At 61.0% G+C, this 18,841-nt stretch carries 11 protein-coding genes; 2 read left to right on the top strand and 9 right to left on the bottom strand.

Annotated elements, in window-relative coordinates; translation table 11 throughout:
• Positions 1-16: 16 nt before the first annotated feature.
• Positions 17-1,441, bottom strand: a complete 1,425-nt coding sequence (gene hldE, locus QRN50_RS18175; RefSeq protein ID WP_003404685.1) for a bifunctional D-glycero-beta-D-manno-heptose-7-phosphate kinase/D-glycero-beta-D-manno-heptose 1-phosphate adenylyltransferase HldE — start codon at positions 1,439-1,441, stop codon at positions 17-19.
• Positions 1,442-1,565: 124 nt separating this feature from the next.
• The gene (gene msbA, locus QRN50_RS18170; protein ID WP_058822310.1) at positions 1,566-3,368 is read right to left on the bottom strand and encodes a lipid A export permease/ATP-binding protein MsbA; all 1,803 of its coding nucleotides are present in this window, start codon (positions 3,366-3,368) and stop codon (positions 1,566-1,568) included.
• Positions 3,369-3,483: 115 nt separating this feature from the next.
• Here msbA and QRN50_RS18165 point away from each other — a divergent pair, with 115 nt between their 5' ends.
• Complete coding sequence (locus QRN50_RS18165) at positions 3,484-4,122, top strand: BUD32 family EKC/KEOPS complex subunit (RefSeq protein ID WP_162496814.1); 639 nt, start codon at positions 3,484-3,486, stop codon at positions 4,120-4,122.
• 48 nt (positions 4,123-4,170) lie between these two features.
• On the opposite strand, the gene QRN50_RS18160 is transcribed toward QRN50_RS18165, so the two are convergent.
• From QRN50_RS18160 to QRN50_RS18130, 7 genes are read right to left on the bottom strand one after another with little or no spacing between them, the layout of a single operon-like run.
• Positions 4,171-5,340 (bottom strand): O-antigen ligase family protein, encoded by a 1,170-nt coding sequence (locus QRN50_RS18160; RefSeq protein ID WP_024643005.1) that lies wholly within the window; start codon positions 5,338-5,340, stop codon positions 4,171-4,173.
• Entirely contained in the window at positions 5,330-6,103 is a 774-nt protein-coding gene (locus QRN50_RS18155) for a glycosyltransferase family 2 protein (RefSeq protein WP_003404680.1), read from the bottom strand. Before QRN50_RS18155 ends, QRN50_RS18160 begins: the two co-directional genes overlap by 11 nt.
• Before the next feature lie 31 nt (positions 6,104-6,134).
• Positions 6,135-7,091, bottom strand: a complete 957-nt coding sequence (locus QRN50_RS18150; RefSeq protein ID WP_024643004.1) for a glycosyltransferase family protein — start codon at positions 7,089-7,091, stop codon at positions 6,135-6,137.
• A gap of 30 nt (positions 7,092-7,121) precedes the next feature.
• Positions 7,122-8,531, bottom strand: coding sequence for a PIG-L family deacetylase (locus tag QRN50_RS18145; RefSeq protein WP_060405950.1), 1,410 nt, complete (start codon positions 8,529-8,531; stop codon positions 7,122-7,124).
• Positions 8,528-9,424, bottom strand: coding sequence for an antimicrobial resistance protein Mig-14 (locus QRN50_RS18140; RefSeq protein ID WP_024643002.1), 897 nt, complete (start codon positions 9,422-9,424; stop codon positions 8,528-8,530). The genes QRN50_RS18145 and QRN50_RS18140 overlap by 4 nt, the downstream gene beginning before the upstream one ends.
• Entirely contained in the window at positions 9,424-10,554 is a 1,131-nt protein-coding gene (locus QRN50_RS18135) for a glycosyltransferase (protein WP_054091676.1), read from the bottom strand. The genes QRN50_RS18140 and QRN50_RS18135 overlap by 1 nt, the downstream gene beginning before the upstream one ends.
• Entirely contained in the window at positions 10,538-12,295 is a 1,758-nt protein-coding gene (locus QRN50_RS18130) for a carbamoyltransferase family protein (protein WP_024651307.1), read from the bottom strand. The genes QRN50_RS18135 and QRN50_RS18130 overlap by 17 nt, the downstream gene beginning before the upstream one ends.
• 300 nt (positions 12,296-12,595) lie before the next feature.
• Between QRN50_RS18130 and QRN50_RS18125 the strand changes: the two genes are divergently transcribed.
• Entirely contained in the window at positions 12,596-18,724 is a 6,129-nt protein-coding gene (locus QRN50_RS18125) for a membrane-targeted effector domain-containing toxin (protein ID WP_096126603.1), read from the top strand.
• Positions 18,725-18,841: the final 117 nt, after the last annotated feature.

Here is an 18,841-nt window from a genome sequence, read left to right as displayed (position 1 = left end):
CAGCTAACCCCTACCCCTACCCCTGCCCTCGAATCTTTTCGACGATCGCGGTGGTAGAGCTGTTTTCCACCAGCCCCAGCACACGCACTTCGCCGCCGTACGCCTGAACGATATCGGCACCGACCACCTGATCGACACCGTAATCACCGCCCTTGACCAGCACGTCGGGCTTGACGTGAGTCAGCAGGTTTTCCGGGGTTCCTTCCGGGAAGCTGATGACCCAGTCCACGGCTCCCAGACCTGCCAGCACCGCCATGCGCCGCTCGACGCTGTTGATCGGTCGGCCCGGCCCTTTCAGGCGGCTGACGGACGCATCGTCGTTGACGGCAACGATCAGGCGATCGCCCAAGGCGCGCGCCTGCTCCAGATAGGTCACATGACCGGCGTGGAGAATGTCGAAACAGCCGTTGGTGAAAACGATCCTTTCCTTGTGCGCGCGCGCATCGTCGACCGCCAGCAGCAGTTGCTCCAGCCCCAGCACGCCGCGTTCGGAGCCCTCTTCGCGCTGAATGGCACGGCGCAGCTCGGGGGCGCTGATGGCCGCGGTGCCCAGCTTGCCGACCACGATGCCCGCGGCCAGATTGGCCAGCGCTACCGCATGCGGCAGTTCCTCACCGGCAGCGATCGCCGCAGCCAGGGTAGAAATCACTGTATCGCCAGCACCGGTCACATCGAACACTTCGCGGGCACGGGCCGGCAGGTGCAGCGCCTGCTGATCAGGACGCAGCAAGGTCATGCCATGTTCGCCACGGGTCACCAGCAGCGCGCCGAGATCGAGCTCCTGCATCAACTGCGCCCCCTTGGTGACCAGTTGTGCCTCATCGACACAATGGCCGACGATGGCTTCGAATTCGCTGAGGTTCGGTGTGATCAGGCTGGCACCGCGATAGATCGCGAAATCCTTGCCCTTGGGGTCGGCCAGCACCGGAATGCCGCGCTTGCGGGCGGCCTGGATCAGCGCCTGATGGTTTTTCAGTGCGCCCTTGCCGTAATCCGACAGGACCAGCACCTTGATGCCATCCAGCAAGCTATAGACCTCTGCGCTCAGGGCCAGCGGGTCGGTCCTGAACGGTTCTTCGAAATCGATGCGCAACAGCTGCTGGTGGCGACTCATGACACGCAGTTTGACGATGGTCGGCTGATCGGCGATGCGCTGAAAGCGCGCCAGCACGCCAGCAGCCTTGAGGCTGTTGGTCAGACTCTCGGCAGCTTCGTCATCCCCCGTCACACCGACCAGCGAAGCCGGTGCGCCCAGCGCAGCGATGTTCAAGGCCACGTTGGCAGCGCCACCCGGACGGTCCTCGATCTGATCGACCTTGACCACAGGCACTGGCGCTTCAGGGGAAATACGCGAGGTACCACCATGCCAGTATCTGTCGAGCATGACATCGCCCACCACCAGGACAGGGGCCTGATCAAAGCGCGGCATGGATAGCTTCATGGAACAACCCGTACTTGAAAAATGGACAGGGGCGGAATCTTAGCACAGGGGTTTGCAACCGACAGGCTGTTGAATCACACCGCTGAAAGGCAGGCGGGCTGTGTCAGCCCGCCTGATAATGAGGTCAAACCGCGCCGGCAGGCGCTGGCTCGTCCAGCCCCATGGCATGCAGGCGGGCGTAATAGCCGTTCTGCGCCAGCAGCTCGGTGTGCGTACCGCGTTCGACGATCTGCCCGGCATCCATGACCAGAATCAGGTCAGCCTTTTCGATGGTCGAAAGGCGGTGGGCGATGACCAGCGTGGTACGGCCCTTCATGACGTGATCCAGCGCCGCCTGAATGTGCCGCTCGGACTCGGTGTCCAGCGCCGAGGTGGCTTCGTCGAGAATCAGCAACGGGGCGTTCTTGAGCAGCGCGCGGGCAATGGCCAGACGCTGGCGTTGACCGCCGGACAGCAGCACACCGTTTTCGCCCACCTGGGTATCGAAACCCTGCGGCAACTGGTCGATGAATTCCTTGGCGTACGCATCAGCGGCAGCCGCTTCGATGTCGGCACGCGGCGCACCGGCCAGATCGCCGTAGGCAATGTTGTTGGCAATCGTGTCATTGAACAGCGTGACGTTCTGATTGACCTGAGCGATGTGCCTGCGCAGGTTACGCAAGCGATAATCGTTGATCTCGACGCCATCGAGCAGGATGTTGCCGATGTCGTGCCCGTAGAAACGCGGGATCAGGTTGGCCAGGGTCGACTTGCCGCTGCCGGAGCGTCCTACCAGGGCAATCATCTGCCCCGGCGCGGCGGAGAAACTGATGTCGTTCAACACCTGACGCGCAGTCTGCGGGTAGAAGAAGCTGAGGTTCTTCACCTCGAGGTGGCCGGTCACGCGCTCACGCTCGATGGTGCCGGTGTCGACTTCCTCTTCCACATCCAGCTGTTCGAAGATGCTCTCGGCACCGGCGACGCCTTTCTGGATCGTCGAACTGACTTCCGACAGCTGCCGAATCGGCTTGGGCAGCAGGCCCGCAGCGGTGATATAGGCAACCAGATCACCCGCTGTTGCCTCGCCACGCAGGAACAGCACCAGGAACATCAGCACCGCCATGGCGCTGTAGATCACCAGTTGCAGCATCGGCGTATAGATGGCGCCGGTCTTGGTCATGCGCAGCTGCTTTTGGGTGTTGCTGTTGCTGGCCTGGGCAAAGCGCGCCTGCTCGTAGGCCTCGCCACCGAAGCTGCGGACTACGCGATAGCCCTGAATGGTTTCCGAGGCAACATGCGTGACATCGCCCATCGCCACCTGGATCTTCTTGCTCTGCTTGCGGAATTTCTTGCTCGCGGTGCCGACCATCACGGCAATCAACGGCAGGATCGCGAGCATGACCAGTGTCAGCTTCCAGTTCATCATCAGCAGATAGATGAACAGGAACACCACGGTCAGGCCTTCGCGAATCACCACCTTGATAGCATCGGTGGCAGCGCCGGTCACCATCGTGACGTTGAAGGTGATGCGCGAGATCAGATGACCGGAATTGGTTGTATCGAAGTAGCGATTGGGCAACACCAGCAGCTTGTTGAACAGCTCTACCCGCAGGTCATGCACCAGCCCCAGGGAAACCTTGGCCAGGAAATAGTTGCCCAGAAAGGAGCCCAGCCCCTGCCATGCGGCAATCAGCACGATCAGCAGCGGCACGGCCTGCAATAGCTGCAACTCGCGCAGATAAGGGACATTGGGAAACAGCACCGCTTCGGGATTGGTCAGGCCGTCGACGAAATATTTCAGGATGCCGGCGAGCATCGGCTGGGTCGAGGCGAAGATCACGAAACCAATGATGCTGAGCAGGAAAATGCCCACATACGGACGCACATAAGACAACAGGCGGAAATAGATTTTCACGCTGGAGGTTGCGGACGATTCGGAGGTTGTCATGAGAATCCGTCGTGTTAAAAAGAGGCCGAATTGTATCACAGCGGTTTTCGCGGCTGCCTGCTGCGGTAACATAGGCGGCTCGTCCATTCCCTGGGGCGTAAAAACCGGAGTATCGATGCAAGCGCTTGACCACGCCCATTACCTTGAACGGGTTCAAGGTGCCGAAGTACTTGAAGCCGACGGCACGGGCGACAAGGTACTCCGTCTGCGTGACGGCTCCATGCTGAAATTGTTTCGGCGCAAACGCCTTGTCAGCTCCGCAGCCTGGTACCCCTACGCGCAGCGCTTCGCAGACAACTGTGAAACGCTGACCAGGCGCGGTATTCCCTGCCCGCGCATACGCTCGGTCAGCCGCATCGCCGAGATCGAGCGCGATGCCGTGCATTATGATCCGCTGGCAGGCTTCACCCTGCGCCAGCTGCTGGGCAGTGCGGTTGCCGACGACAAGCTGCGCAGGCAACTGGGAAGCTTCATTGCCGGGTTGCACGAAAAGGGCATCTACTTTCGCTCGGCCCATCTTGGCAACGTGATCCTCACGCCGGAAGGCAACCTCGGCCTGATTGACATCGCCGACATGAAAACCTACCGCCGCGCCTTGCGCAAAAGCCTTCGCCTGCGCAACTTCAAGCACATGCTGCGCTATCAGGAAGACCGTCAATGGCTGCTGGACAACGGCAACCCGGCCTTCCTCGATGGCTACATGAGCGCTCAGACCCTCTGCGACACCTCTGAACTGGCCCAGGCTGTTCAATAACCTGCCCCATGAAAAATGGCCGCTGTCGAAGCGGCCATTTTTTTGATGCTATTGCTGCTGCCTGAGCCGATGCGTCTGCACCACTCGCCCGAGCACCATGGTCGCCGGTAACAGCACCAGCACCCAGAGCTCGTCGGGATTACCGACCAGCTGGCCACCGTCGAAGTTAAGCATGACCAGCGCGCATACCAGGTAAAGACCCCAGGCATCGCCGTTGCGCAAGGCGTCCCACAGCGTCATCGCCATCACGACCAGAAACATCACCAGCGAAGCCGCGCCGGTGTACAGCCCCAGCGACACGAAAATATTGTGCGGGTGCTGGATCGGTATGCCGCCCGTCAGGGTCTGGGTCGTATAGAAATCGACACCGCAGCCGAGCATCCAGCCACAGCGACGCCATTCACCGGTCATGATTTCAAACAGCTCGATGCGGTAGGAATCACCCCTGGCCGTCAGCAGCGCGACCCACTGTTCGTCCTTGACGAACCAGAAGGCTGCTGCCGCCACAACGCCAAGCGCCAACAAAGCCACTATCGTACGCAGAGGGAAACGGTACAGCGAATAGGCGGTGCAGACGGCAAACAGAACGGCGCAACCCACCAGTGCAGTACGCGTCTGCACTACGAAGGCACATATCACCAGGGTGACAAGAACGGCGCAGACAGCCTCGACCCAGCGACGCTCTCTTGCCCACAGCGGCATGGCCAACGCAAGGCTGCAGACCAGCCAGGCACTGGCGTAGATCACGTTCTCCATTCGCCCCGGCAGAATCGCCACACGCTGGCCGAATTCGAACTGCCCGGTCACCCAGCTGTGAATGCTGCTGAGCAGGATGTACAGGCATATGGCCCAGAACATGCTGCGCACGAAGACCCCGCGCCTGAAGAAGCCGTTGTCGGTAATCCCGGCCACGACAAAGACAAACAGGCTGACGTAGATGATGTGCTTGTAATACTGGAACTCCTGCGCCTGCAGCGCGGGGACCAGAAAGCAGGCCATGAACACCGCCCAGGCAATGCCCAGTGGCTTGGCAAACACGCCAGCGGCTCGGTACTTGATCAGAAAGAACAAGCCCGGCAGCGCCGTGAATGCATAAAACAGATTGTTGGTGATCTTGGCTGATGGGTTGAGGATGAAACTCAGCAGGAAGATGACGATGGCAGCGGTGAAGTACTGCTGTACTTTGCTGCCGGGTACTCTTATCGGGTCAACTGACATTATTAAGCAACCAACCTGCTACTAGGCCAGCGAGCACAGCGACGATCAGCTTGATGCGATCCCGACGTTTGCGACGCTGTTTGTCAAGCCGCTCCTGCGGCACCTCCACGTGCTCACCAAACCCGGTGTGCAACACGGCATCATTTTCCAGAATCAAAGCGTAACGGTTTTGTGCAGCGAATAATTGTGAAAGTTTCTTCTCGCCACCGTGTTCGGCATAAGGCGCATGCTGCTGGTAATCAGCCAGGCGGCGCAGCCCAGGATTGAAGGAAAACCCCTGCCATTCCGGCTTGTGCGAGCCCAACTTGTAAAACGCGATACCCTCGACCACTTCACGCTCGTTCAGGTAAACGTAAGGGCTGTGGATACGCAGATCATGATTGTAGCTGCGCAACCAGACCTGCAAGGCCTGAGGGTCGTTTTCCAGCAGCGTCATCGACTCTTCGATGAAGTGCGGACGGTAGAAATCCCAGTCATCTTCGCAATGGAACACCCAGGACGTTTCGATCAGCGAATAGGCCGCGTCGACAGAGCGCATCTGCCCCAGCTTGGGGTTGTTGATGATGAATCGCGTATGCGGGTGCCAGTGTTCGGGAATGCATGCCTGAACCCGGTCATCGCCGGAGTCTTCGGTAATCAGCACATGGCGTATGGGCGCAGTGTTGAAATGGTCGAACGTTTCCAGGGTGCGCTTCAACAGGTCGAATCGACCACAACTGGTGACGACCAGCGTAATGTCGCTGTTTTCGCTGAATACCATCATTCGTTCCCAATCATTGAATATTCATAATTCCCTACCATCCCAATCGTGACCGCAGGCGATCGATCCAGCTCGCCGCCGGCATGCTGCGCAGTGGCGCATGCATGGCGTCCACGATGGCTTTTCCAAGGGCATGGAATGTAAAGCGTTCCTCGACCAAAGTCTGCCCATTACAGGATATTTCACTGGCCAGTGTGACGTTATCGCGCAATTTCGCCAGCTTTTCGCGAAGCTCGGGAATGTCGCGATAGAGCACGATGTTGTGCATGTCGACAAAGCCCAGCGCGCGGTTTTCTTCAGCGCCCTGATCGAAGGCAAGCAGCACGCAGCCGCATGCCATGGCCTCGAAATTCTTGATCATGTATTCGCCCATGCCCACGTCGGCACTGACGAAAAAACGGATGCGGTTCAGGGTGTCGCAATACTCTTCGCCGGACTTGGTCCGTGTGACGAGCAGGTTCTCGACCTGGCCCAACTCGTCCAGCAACGCCTTGCGACCGCTGTAGGCGACGCTGTTGGTGCTGCCCACAAAGGCCAGTTCGATGTCACGCTCGCGTGCCTGCAACTGCAGCAGGCTCTGGTCATAGCCCTTGGGCACGAACACCGCGTCGAAGCCTTCCTGGCGCAGGCGCTCGCTGACCATGAACCCTGAACAGATCACCCGCGCCCAGGGCAGCTTGCGGTAGTGCGCGCTGAACTTGCCGGTGTATTTGCACGGAATGTAGTTCTGGTAGGCATCGTGTTCGAGGATGACCAGATTGGGAATCGTGCGGATAAACCCGACCTGACGCACTTCCTGCTTGAAACGCAGGAAAAACACGATCCGGTCATAGCGGCTGACGTCCACCTCGCGGCGGAAATAACCACGCAGGTTGCGTTGCTCCGCAGAGCTCAGCCAGCGCACTTCGCATTCACAATGTGCGGCGATGCCGTCATAGAGACGGTCCAGAATCGCACGCTGCTCTTTCTGGACCAGCAGTAGAACTTTCATGGTTTTCCTTGCAGTACTGCGCCTGCTGAATCAGAGATCACGGCTGCACCAGAACAACTCGTGTCGTCGCACCGCCTTGCGGAAGAATTCGTTTTCGCCCTCGGCTGGCCAGTGACGACCGGCCAGAACGCGCTGCAGCGCACGGCGCACACGACGCTTGAACGGCATGCGTGGCAGCAGGTCATGCATCATGCCCAGTGCCATGGCCTTGTCGCGTTGCGCGGCGACCGACAATTGAAGGCTGTACGGCACCAGCGGCAGCGCGGCATCGAAAACCGGCGGCAGGCTGATGCCGCTGTAGGCATCGCCCATCGGCCAGCGGTCGTTGTCGTGCAGGTGATTGGCATAACCGAGCACCACCTCCGGCTGCCATTCGAGCCCGAGCAGCGCTTCACGCACCGCAGCCTGGGCGCAGATGTGATCGGGATGAGGGTCGATGGCAGGATGCGGCATCACCACAACCTGCGGCCGGGCCTTGAGAATCAGCGCGCGCAGGTCGGCGAGCAGGTTATTCCAGGTCGGCTGGCCGTTGTCGCCGGGCAATGGCAGGGTATTGAACTGACGAAACAGGCGGGTATCGGTCAGATCGGCTTCCCGCGAACCAACAGGCGTATCCGGCGCAGCCTGCATGGCGGGCAGTTGCAGGCAGAAATAGCCCAATTGCACACACTGCGACTCGGGCACCCCGCCCCAGCGCGCCACGGCGATACTGTCCCAGGCCCGCAAGCGGCCCTTCATACGCGCAGCTTCGGCACGCTCCATGCCCATCTGCCGATAATGCTCGGCCTCGATCTCACCGGCGGTCAGCGTGATGATCCACGCCTCCTCGGCCTGGCTGTACAGTCCGAAGGCGGCCAGCTCGGCATCATCGGCGTGCGGTGCGATGACCATGACACGCTGTTTTCGCGCATCCGGTTGGCGAAACAGCCAGAGACGCGGTGTGCCGGCAAGGCGGCAGCAACGCCCGCGCAGTTTCAGCACACCTGCGGCCAACGGCTCGCCCAGCCCGGTCAGGTTCAGATAGCGCACGCCGCTGACCCCGCGTTCGAATGCCTGCTGGTCGTTGAGGCCCTGACCTTGCAGCTCGACCACCGGATCGAGAAAGCGCCCGAGCCAGGTGCTTTTGACCGTCAGTGCCAGTATCAGCGTTTCGTCGCCGTTCAGCTGTACTGCGGGGTCGATCAGCAACGTGCCGCCGTCGAGGCGCACGCCCGGCACTTCGCTGTCGGCAGCAAAGGTGTACTGATAATCGTCAGACGGCGAATAGAACAGATGATCGGCGAACCAGGCCTCATGGGCGACCCAGGCACACACGGCCAGCACCGGCGCCAGCCACCAGGCCACCAGCACGCCCACAGCGATCAGCAGGAGCAGTCCACCCAGCAACGCCAGTCGCTTGTTACGGCGATGGCGCTTGAGCAACTGCTGCTTGCGACTCAAATCTGGAACACCGGAACGGGGTTGCACCATCGGTCCTTGTACTCGCGGTCGGCACGACCGAAGGAAAAACGCAGCGATTTGCCCAGTGCGCGGGCGTTCTCCCAGGCGGACTGGGTATTGACGAAGCTGAGCACGCTGCCCGGACTGAAATCACGGGTTTGGGGATCGACACCGCCGTTGACGTACTCGATGCTGACCCACTGCGGCGCTTCGACGCGATACACCAGTTGAATGGCAATCGGCGCATCGTTGAGAAACACCACCGAACCGATCAGCAGCTCGCGCAACAGTTCGATGACCTCGGCTTTGTGCCGGGCGCCGGTTGCTTCGAAGCCCCAGCGCCGCTGAAACAGGTCGCAGTACATGCTCGCCAGTTCGGCGCTGCTGAACTCGCTGACAGGCCTTACCGTCCCGCCGGCCTCTTCCAGCAAGCGAAGCTCACGACGCTGGTTGTAACGAAATTTCTTGGACAGTTCTTCAGGCGTACGCGCCATCGCCAGGGATTCGGCCTGTGGCTTGAAGTCACTGATGCGGCCTTCGTTGAGCGCAGACACATAGCGGGCCCGATGCCGGACCGGCACCTCGATATCATCGGCCACCGGCAGAATCAGCTCGGCATTCCCCAGATCGAACAGCCCTTTCTTGCCGTGGCGTTTGAGTTCGTCCTTGGACAGCGCCAGCGAGCGGCCCCAGGTGGCAATCGCGGCCTTCACTTCACCGCCCTGCTCCCAGGCCAGATAACGCACAGCGATGCCGGAAAAGGCCGACAGGCGCGCGACCACCAGCGGATGAGTGGCGACGCTGCCGCCAAACCGCTGCCAGGCTTGCTCGTAGGCAGCCGCATCGATCTGCACCCAGCCCCGCTCGCGCCAGCCCTTGAATCGATTGAGCATCAGGCCCCCGCTGTCAGGCTGGAGACTTGTGGCAGACGCCAGAAGACATTACGCACAGCGTGATCGGAAAAACGTTCGCGCAAGCGCAGCAGCATGCGCTCGGCACAGTCCTGACGTTGTTCGGCATCGAGACCGGCCATGTGCACCAGGCCGTGTGCCAGGCTATGCACGTCACCCAGCGGGAACAACAGGCCAACGTCTTCAACCACTTCCTTGGCGCCGCCGCATGAGGTTGCAACCAGCGGCACACCGGCGACCATCGCCTCCAGCAGGACCATGCCGAACGGTTCGTGGTCCGAGCTCAAGGCGAACACGTCGAAGGCCTTGAAGTAGCGGCGCGCGTCAGGCACTTGCCCAAGGAACAGCACCTGCGGACCGATGCCCAGTTCCAGCGCCAGCGCCTTGAGATCTTCTTCCAGACGCCCCTTGCCGAGAATCACCAGTTGGCTGTTCTCGGGAAGATCGGGCAGCGCTTCGGCAAAACCGCGCAACAGCGTGGCCTGATCCTTGTCGGGATGCAGACGACCGACATTGGCGACGATCCAGGCCGACGCCGACAGGCCCAGCTCTGCGCGGGCATCTTCAGCGGAAAACTGACTGCCCTGCAGTTGCTCGACATCGATCCGGTTGTACAGGGTCTGAATGCGCTCGGCCGACCACTTGGGCAGGCTGCCGCGCATGTCGTCGCGAACCGCGTCGGAAACACCAAGCAGGCTCAGGCGCTTGCGAAACAGGTTGGCGAACAGCTTGCGACTGCGCCGGTGGTAATCGCCGAACGCATGATGCACACCGATCACCGGCAGCTTCGTCGCCAGCAGGGCTATGTACACCGGCTTGAAGCGGTGCGCGATGCAGAAGCTGAAGCTGCGCGTGGCAGCAATTTTGCGCAGATCCCGAATGGCGCCCAGCTTCAGGCCACGAATGGCACTGGAGCTGTACTCCATGAACAGCACTTCGTCCGAACCGCAGTCAGCGACGACATCCGGATCGGCGGCACCGGTCAGAAACACCGTCGTGACCCGATAGCCCTTGCCGGCGAACAGGCTGGCGTATTGCCGCGCGCAGTCCAGAAACGGCCCGTCATAACCGTGACAGAACTGCAGTACGTGTCGTTCAACCGAGCGTGTCATAAGCCTCGACGCCCTCTTTTACCACCAGGATGTCTTCCATGATCAGGTACTCGAGGTCCGAGCCGAAGAACATGTTCAGCGCATCGGTCGGCGAGCAGATCATCGGCTCACCACGGCGGTTCAGCGAGGTGTTCAGGGACACGCCATTGCCGGTCAGGTTTTCCAGCGCTTTCATCATGTCGTAATAGCGCGGGTTGTATTCGCGCTTGAGCACCTGGGCACGGGAGGTGCCGTCTTCATGGACGACTTCCGGAACGCGGGTTTTCCACTCCTCGGCCACTTCGAAGGTGAAGGTCATGAACGGCGCCGGGTGATCGATCTTGATCATCTGCGGGGCGACGGTGTCGAGCATCGACGGGCAGAAAGGCCTCCAGCGCTCGCGGAACTTGATCTGATGGTTGATGCGGTCGGCCACGCCGGTCACGCTCGGGCAACCGATGATGGAGCGACCGCCCAGCGCGCGCGGACCGAACTCCATACGCCCCTGGAACCAGGCAACCGGGTTGCCCTTGACCATGATTTCGGCAATCCGCTCCGGCGTGTTGTCGATCTGGCGCCAGACCGGCTTGCTCGGATGACGGGCACAGGCCGCAATCACATCTTCGTTGCTGTACGCAGGGCCGAGGTAGACGTGTTCCATCTTCTCGACCGGCACACCGCGGGCGTGCGAGACATAAGCCGCAGCGCCCACCGCCGTACCGGCATCGCCGGACGCAGGCTGCACGAACAGCTCCTTGACTTCAGGACGGGCGATGATGCGCTGGTTGAGTTTGACGTTCAGCGCACAGCCACCGGCGAAAGCGATCTTGCCGGTTTCCTTGAGGATGTCACCCAGGTAGTGATCCATCATCTGCAGCGCGAGCTTTTCGAACAGCGCCTGCATGCTCGCGGCGTAGTGAATGTAGGGTTCGTCGGCCACGTCGCCAACGCGTTTCGGGCCGAGCCACTCGATCAGCTTCGGCGAGAAATAGAAGCCCTTGCCGTTCTCTTTGTAGCGACGCAGACCAATAACGTTGGCCAGCTCGGTATTGATGACCAGCTCGCCCTTCTCGAAGGTCGCCAGACGCGAAAAGTCATACTTGCTGGCATCTCCATACGGCGCCATGCCCATGACCTTGAATTCGCCGTCGAGCATCTCGAAACCGAGGAACTCGGTGATCGCGCCGTACAGGCCGCCCAGCGAGTCCGGATCGAAGAATTCCTTGATCTTGTGGATCTTGCCGTTCTCGCCATAGCCGAAGAAGGTCGTGGCGTACTCACCCTTGCCGTCGATGCCCATGATCGCGGTTTTTTCGGTGAAACCGGAGCAGTGGTAGGCGCTGGAAGCGTGGGCCAGGTGATGCTCGACCGGCTCGATCTTGATCTTTTTCGGATCGAAGCCCAGTTGCTCGAGGCACCAGACAATCTTGTTGCGGTAGCGCTTGTAACGGCGATTGCCCATCAGCAGCGCATCGAGGGCGCGATCCGGTGCGTACCAGTAACGCTTGGCGTAATGCCAGCGGGCCTTGCCGAACAGGCTGATCGGGGCGAACGGAATCGCGACCACGTCGACGTCCGAAGGCTTGATGCCTGCCTGTTCCAGACAGAACTTCGCCGACTCGTAGGGCATGCGGTTCTTTGCGTGCTTGTCACGAACGAAGCGCTCTTCTTCGGCCGCTGCTATCAGCTTGCCGTCGATGTAAAGCGCTGCGGAAGGATCATGGCTAAGGGCGCCGGACAGGCCAAGGATCGTCAATGCCACTATGTCTAGCCTCTTTAGTCTGCATGCAGGCGCAGGGCGCCCGGGAAAAGGTGTGCCCCCGCACAGCGGGCTGAGGGCAGCTAAAGGGCGGGATTATAACGTAATGACCAAGGATTGGCTCGACGCGCTGAAATGTCACTCAAGGCGGCCCGCCAGACGGTGTACGAAACGTCTCTTTCGCCGCCTCGCATATTTATCTACAGCGTTGCTGCCCGTTGCACCTGATTAATTGAGGCCTTCAGTCGCAGCCCCCGAGGCCGCCGATCACACCTCAGCGCCTAGCGCAATGGAAAGCCTGTCATGACGCAAACACCACCCTCTTTGGATTTCAACCTTTCAACGCCGAGTCCTGTACCGATGACGCCCAGCGATACCTGGGCTGGCGCGTCCGCAGCGCTGAAAAGGCTCGACGAACTGCGCACCCTGCTGGCCAGGGAGCTGGACGCGCTGCCCCAGGCTGGCGAAGCCCTGCTGAGCGCCCTCGACGGCGCTGACGTGTCCGAACGCGAGTTGCAGATCTTCGGCCTGTTGCAGCAGATCGAAGACTACTGGACGGACCCGGGCGAAACCGGTGAAAGCCGCCGTGATCGCCTCTTGCCCGCCTTGCAAAGGTCCCTGCATGACGAAGCTCGCGTCAGGATTCACGAGCGCGATCTCGACAGTGGCTACCTGGCCTGCCTGCCCGACTCGCCCGATCAGGAAGGCCCGGCGCTCGCCTATTCGACGGTGCGGGTGCAGTTGCATGATGACGAACAGATTGAAATGGCCGGCGTGCTGGTGATTTCCCAGGATCAGGGGCGCACGTTATTGATGCTGCCAGGGCTCGGGATCAGCGGTTTTGCCACGCAGGCCATGATGGTCGCAACCCTTGTGCAGTGGCTCAACACGCCAACGCTGCGCGATGCGCTGCTCAGCAACGCGCAACGGCAGCATCAGGAGCGTTTGACCGAGATACTCCAGGACGCCGACCTGTACCTGGAACCCTTCACGGCTGCCGACGTGCAATTGCAGCCGGTTGTTACCACGGCACCGTTCATTCACGCCTTCGACCGGTTGCTGAACAAGCAGCGCAACGACATCCGTTACGCCTGCGAACAGCCCGGCACGGCGGATCGGCTCAAGCGTCAATCGCTGATCCAGCAAGCCATCGACATGCCTGGCCTGTTCGGCCCGGCGGCCATGCTAGAGCTGCGTGAACTGACCAACAGACGACGTCAGTACGAGCGGGACTTGCCGGAGTGGATGAAGATCGCCAGCGCGGCTGATCTGCAGACCTATGCCCTGCACCTGCAACGCTACGACGCGGCGCATGCTGCGATGCTGAGTGTATTGGGCAGCGCGGCGTCGCCGGAGCGGTTTGCCGAAATGCAGTTGCGCACACGCCTGGCCAATGACCTGGGCCATGATCTGGACCCTGGGGCCTTGACCATCGACACCCGCCGCACGCTGCCAGCGACGAGTGAGACCTACCGCGTGAAGCTGCCGCTGACCGAACTGGCGCTCTATGGCCTGCATCCGGATGACGAGACAGCGGGCTCGGACTTCCTCGACCAGACGCTCATCACCCTCGATGGCCAGCCGCTGGACGCCGCCTATTCGGACTTGAACCCGGCCTACCTTGCCAGAGTGATTGACGAACTCGATCTGCGCGCGGTGTTTGGCGATTTTCAACGCCAGGCCTATCAACAGGAACACAACCAACAGATGCTGCGCGCACTGGCGCGTGTCCGACTGACCACGCTCGGCTGGGCGGCGAAGATGCAGGGGCATATCCGGCCCGATGACTTTGCCATTGTCGCAGCGCTGACCAGCGCGGCGACGGGTACGCCTGATCCCGCGCTGCGCGTGCAGCAGATCAGGCTGAACGACCGCAACGTGATGGCCAGACTGCTGGTGTGTCGCAAGCAGGATGCTCAAGGCCGGACGCAACGGCTGATCATGTTCGCCAGCGAGGCGCCCGGGCAGCAGTATTTCAAGGCCTTCGACACCGACACCCAACTGCTGCATGAGGTGGTCGGCTGGACCGCATCGCCCGCAATGACGGCCTGGCTGCTTGATCAGGTAGAGGTCGCTGCCCGCCCGGAACTGGACGCGCAACTGACGGCGCTGCGCGAGAAACCCCAGCCCGCAAAGGACTTCCTGCAATTCATCGATCACCCCGACTGCGAGACGGCACTGCGCCGTTTTACCGACGAGCAGACCCGCGTATTGCTCTCCGAACAGGCCCGCCATACCCCGGACTGGTACCTGCGCGCCAGCCGCGCCCAGCGTCGGGAATTACTGGCCCTTGAACGCGCCATCGATGGCGCCCTCGACAACTATCAGGCCCAGGCGCACACCGGGGTTCAGTCGTTCAAGGACTACGTACACCAGCGTGCCAGCCAGCAGCTCGGCAAACTGCTGGGCGTCCCCGCAGGCACGGTAGACCCCGATCAGATCGTGATCACCAGCGAGCGCGAAACGCAGACCTACACCGACATGCTGCTCAAAGGCTACAACGACAGCATCGACCCCTTGAGCACTTCGGCAGCCACCGACGCCACGTTCAGCGGCCCGCCGGGGATCGACCTGAGCGCGCTGTCACCCGCTGCTGTCGCAGGTTCGGTACGCGGCCAGTGGCTGGCGGACGAGTACATTGCGCTGATCAGAAACACCCTGCTGAACAGCGAAAACGATGGCTACGCCTACCGTCGCCAATACAGCGTGATGATCACCCAACTGCAGATGAAGGCGGCTGCACTGCGCAGCCTGCTGAAAGGTCATGTCGAGGCCGCGCAGTATGCCTGGCTCACGCAATCGCTGGATAACGCGCACCTGAGCGACCCAGCGTCACGCGAGCGATATCCCCTTTACCCCCTGCAAATACATGTGGATAAACCCCTGATCGCCTCGGGACTGACCGATGTCGATCAACTGGTTATCCCCAGCCCGCTGCTGACCCACATCGAAACCGTTCAGGGCTGCCTGGTCATCCTGCCGACACAGATCCGTCACGCCGCGCTGCTCTATACGCCGCAGGCACCTGACGGTATCGAATTCCGTCTGTTCAGCGACTTCGTGAGCTCGCTGGATAGTGACGGGATGATCGATTACTACAAGGATCGCTGCCGCATCAAGGCACGCCGGACCCTGTCGTTCTTCCTGCGGGACATGCAGAAGGGCAACGCCAACAAGCCTCCGGTCATCCCCAGGGCATTCATTGCAGACGTTGCCGATACCTGTTTCAACCGGCCGCTGGAGCGCAGGCTGCGTGACGTGGAAGAAACCACCACCGGCCGTAACGACATGCTGACGAAGCTGATCCGGGTCAGTGTCGAAATCGTTGCCACGGCCCTGACCCTGCCCTTCCCGCCGGCAAGCTTTGCGGTGGGCAGCCTGATTTCATTGCATGACAGCGGGCAGGCACTGGCAGCGCTGAGCGCAGGCGACCGGGAGCGCGCCACGAACTACATGCTGTCGGCCCTGCTCAACGGCCTCGGTGCAGGCAGCGATTTGCTGGTGGGTCTGAAAGGACTTGGCGGCGCGTTGCACCAGCTTGAGAACAGTCAGCATTCGACCCCGGTACTGCGCTCGTTCCAGCGCCAGCCTTCCCTGCCGCGTTACGAGGATCTGTACCCGGTAGAGCTGCAAGAGCAAGTATTTCTGCTCGGCAAGCCCAACGTTCATGGGCATGCTGCGATTTTCCAGGCGTCCCATGTCGCCTCGGCACCGCCGCTGGCAACCGGCCAGTTCGCTGCGCGCGAGATCGGAGGCGCCTGGCAGCCGCTGCTCCCGTTGCCCCCGACTGCACAGCGCGCGCCATCAGGTTTGCGCATCGATCTGGCCGTCGACATCTCTCTGGAGAACGTGCCACGTATCGCCGAGGGTCACGCAAAAGGCGTGCATGCGATCAATGGAAAATACTATATCCAGCTCTCAGACCAGGCCTTTGAGGTTCAGTACGACGCCTACTGGCAGTACTGGCAGATCATCGACCCGGCCAATCCGTTCGCCTTCTTCGGCAAACAGCCGGTTCGCCTGAATGATCAGGGCCAGTGGCTGCTTGTCGAACGGCAGCGCCTGCGCGGCGGCGGGCTGGACACTCCGGGCACTTATCGACCGCTACCTGAGCAAGCCAGCGCAAGCTCAAGCTCGCTGAATACCTTGAGCGACTATGAGATGCCGAGCGGCATGCGCGCGCACCTGGACATCGTCATCAACAAGGAAGTCTTCGACCCGACCGGCGCAGGCCTGGACGTCTATTTCGAAACGTATTTCACCGAGGTGCGCCAGACCTTCACGGCGCGTCGGGAACAACTCTATCAGGACGCCCAGGCCTTTTTTGCCCGATTCACGCCTCCACCCAGGCCGACCCTGCCCGCCTATGGCCTGCCCGGCAGCGTCGACACGCTCATCAAGCACATCTTCAGTCACAGTAACGGACTGGTGTTCAGCGAAGCCCCGAAATCGGTGGCCAGCAAGCGTCTGCTGCTGCTCAACATGCCCTTGCTCGCAGAGCAGCGTGTCGAGGTGCTGTACATCGAGCACCTGCTGACCGACAAACACCTGCGCAAGCTGGCCAGGTATCGCCAACTGGGCAAAAAGAGTCGCTCCGGCTCTCATGAACTCAAGTATTACCTGCAAGAGACCAATCGCGGCGCCCTGAACAACGCCAGCAGCGAATTCGATTACTACCACCTGATCAAGGCAGCCCACCGTTACGGGATCGAGGTGCGCCCGTTCAGTTCGTCGATCAGCTATCCGTTTCTCGGCCATACAGTGCTGAGCGCTGCCGATGACCCGGCAGCCGCCATGAAAATGAGCAACTTCTTCGGGCACAGGCTCATCAACCACGACATCGAGCCGGCCTCTGCCAGGCGTTGGGTAGCGCTGCTCGACCAGAAGCTGGCCACGACGCACGATCAAGTGCCCGGCATCGCTGAAATGCAGGGCGCCGTCAGTGTGCAGGTCCAGGACATCCCCGCCGGACGTCCGACCCGCATCAGGCAAGGCGCTGGTGAGGCGCATGAAAACACGCCGTCTCACTGCGACTTCAGCATAGCGTTTGCCGACCCGACGCTGCCCGCCAGGCCGCTGCCCCCTGCCACTGCTCTGGATAACACGTTGATCCGCGAGCTGGGCGACCCGACCGCGATTGCCGAGGGTGAGCGCTGGGCGGGCGAGTACGGGTTCGTCCTTGACGAAAACCATACCTGGCTGCGCGTGGAAGCCGATGACTGGAGCGTTGACAGGTCGATGACGGCCATCCAGCAATCGCTGACCGATGCTACCTACGAAATGCCGCCGGATACCAGAACCACGCTGCATCGCCTGGCGAACTTCGAAAAGAAGGGGCTCGATATGGAGTATTTTTTTGAAGACATCGAACTCGACACTGTGCGCAATACGTTCGACCTGCGGCGCAAGAATCTGCAAAAGGACGCCGCCAGCATCAGTGCCGCGCAACTGCCGCCTCGCCCGACATTGCCAGCCATTGAACCCCAGACAAGCACTGCCGGGCTGCTTGAAACCCTGTATCGCCATACCGAAGGCCTCGTCATTGGCGAGTCACACTCTTCGGTCGCCAGCAAAAAGCTGATCATCGACAACCTGCCGTTGCTGTCGCAGCAGAACGTCAAAACGCTGTACATGGAGCACCTGCTGAGCGATCTGCATCAGGCGGACCTGGATCGTTTCCTCGAAACCGGGCGGATGAGCAAAACCCTGCTGCATGACCTGAAAACCCTGGACCGCGGGCATCACACCGACCCGAACGGCGTCTACACGTTCGAACAGCTGGTCATCAGGGCGCGCCAGCAGGGCCTGGAGATTCGCGCCATCGATTGCGCAAGCAGTTACCACCTCAAAGGTGTCGCCGGGGAAGAGTCCATTACCCGTCAGCAAATGATGAATTACTTTGCCTCGCGCACGATCCGCAGGCATCAGGACGTGATGGGCTCGCACAAGTGGATCGCGCTGGTTGGCAACAGCCATTCCAATACCTACCAAGGCGTCGTGCCTGGCATTGCCGAACTGCAAGGAGGAATCGGCCTGCGGGTCGTCGATGTGGCTCCGGGCCATTCGAGGGGTATAACGCTGGATCAGGGAGAGCTCGTCTCGGGTGGCATAGCGGATGACAAGGTCTACATCAAAGCTGATTATCGAGTGGAGATGGAGGTGCCGCGTCCACAGCCGGCCCGGCTGCCGAGCATCGAGAAACGCCTCTCCCGTCCAGGCATGTTTCTGGTGCAGGAGGGTGAAGGCAACCTGCAAACCATCGTCCATCGCGCACGCGACACCTGGATTCACCGCACGCCAGTGCTGCGCAATGCCGAAGGCAAGCTGTACATCGAACGCCTGCGCTGGCCGCGCATCCACCTCAAACCCTTCGACGATATCGATGCACTGGTGGCGGCACTCGAAGCGATGAACCTCACGCGCGCTACCTGAGGATGCAGACGCTCCGCGTCACACAGAGGACGCGGAGCGTCCGGAACTGCATGCCAACGCGGAGCATTGGCACGATAACCTGCACCTACCGATGAGCGCTCCGCGCTGGCACGAGAG

It is taken from the genome of Pseudomonas sp. MEJ108 (assembly GCF_030208985.1).
Classification (GTDB): domain Bacteria; phylum Pseudomonadota; class Gammaproteobacteria; order Pseudomonadales; family Pseudomonadaceae; genus Aquipseudomonas; species Aquipseudomonas fragariae.
Note: the sequence above shows the minus strand (reverse complement) of the source record. Positions and strands in the feature narration are given on the sequence as shown.

What these genes read in the sequence shown, in the direction of transcription:
- QRN50_RS18165 (WP_162496814.1), top strand. Translation starts at nt 3,484, where the DNA reads ATGCAAGCGCTTGACCACGCCCATTACCTTGAACGGGTTCAAGGTGCC.
- msbA (WP_058822310.1), bottom strand. Translation starts at nt 3,368, where the DNA reads ATGACAACCTCCGAATCGTCCGCAACCTCCAGCGTGAAAATCTATTTC.
- QRN50_RS18160 (WP_024643005.1), bottom strand. Translation starts at nt 5,340, where the DNA reads ATGTCAGTTGACCCGATAAGAGTACCCGGCAGCAAAGTACAGCAGTAC.
- QRN50_RS18150 (WP_024643004.1), bottom strand. Translation starts at nt 7,091, where the DNA reads ATGAAAGTTCTACTGCTGGTCCAGAAAGAGCAGCGTGCGATTCTGGAC.
- QRN50_RS18135 (WP_054091676.1), bottom strand. Translation starts at nt 10,554, where the DNA reads ATGACACGCTCGGTTGAACGACACGTACTGCAGTTCTGTCACGGTTAT.
- hldE (WP_003404685.1), bottom strand. Translation starts at nt 1,441, where the DNA reads ATGAAGCTATCCATGCCGCGCTTTGATCAGGCCCCTGTCCTGGTGGTG.
- QRN50_RS18140 (WP_024643002.1), bottom strand. Translation starts at nt 9,424, where the DNA reads ATGCTCAATCGATTCAAGGGCTGGCGCGAGCGGGGCTGGGTGCAGATC.
- QRN50_RS18155 (WP_003404680.1), bottom strand. Translation starts at nt 6,103, where the DNA reads ATGATGGTATTCAGCGAAAACAGCGACATTACGCTGGTCGTCACCAGT.
- QRN50_RS18125 (WP_096126603.1), top strand. Translation starts at nt 12,596, where the DNA reads ATGACGCAAACACCACCCTCTTTGGATTTCAACCTTTCAACGCCGAGT.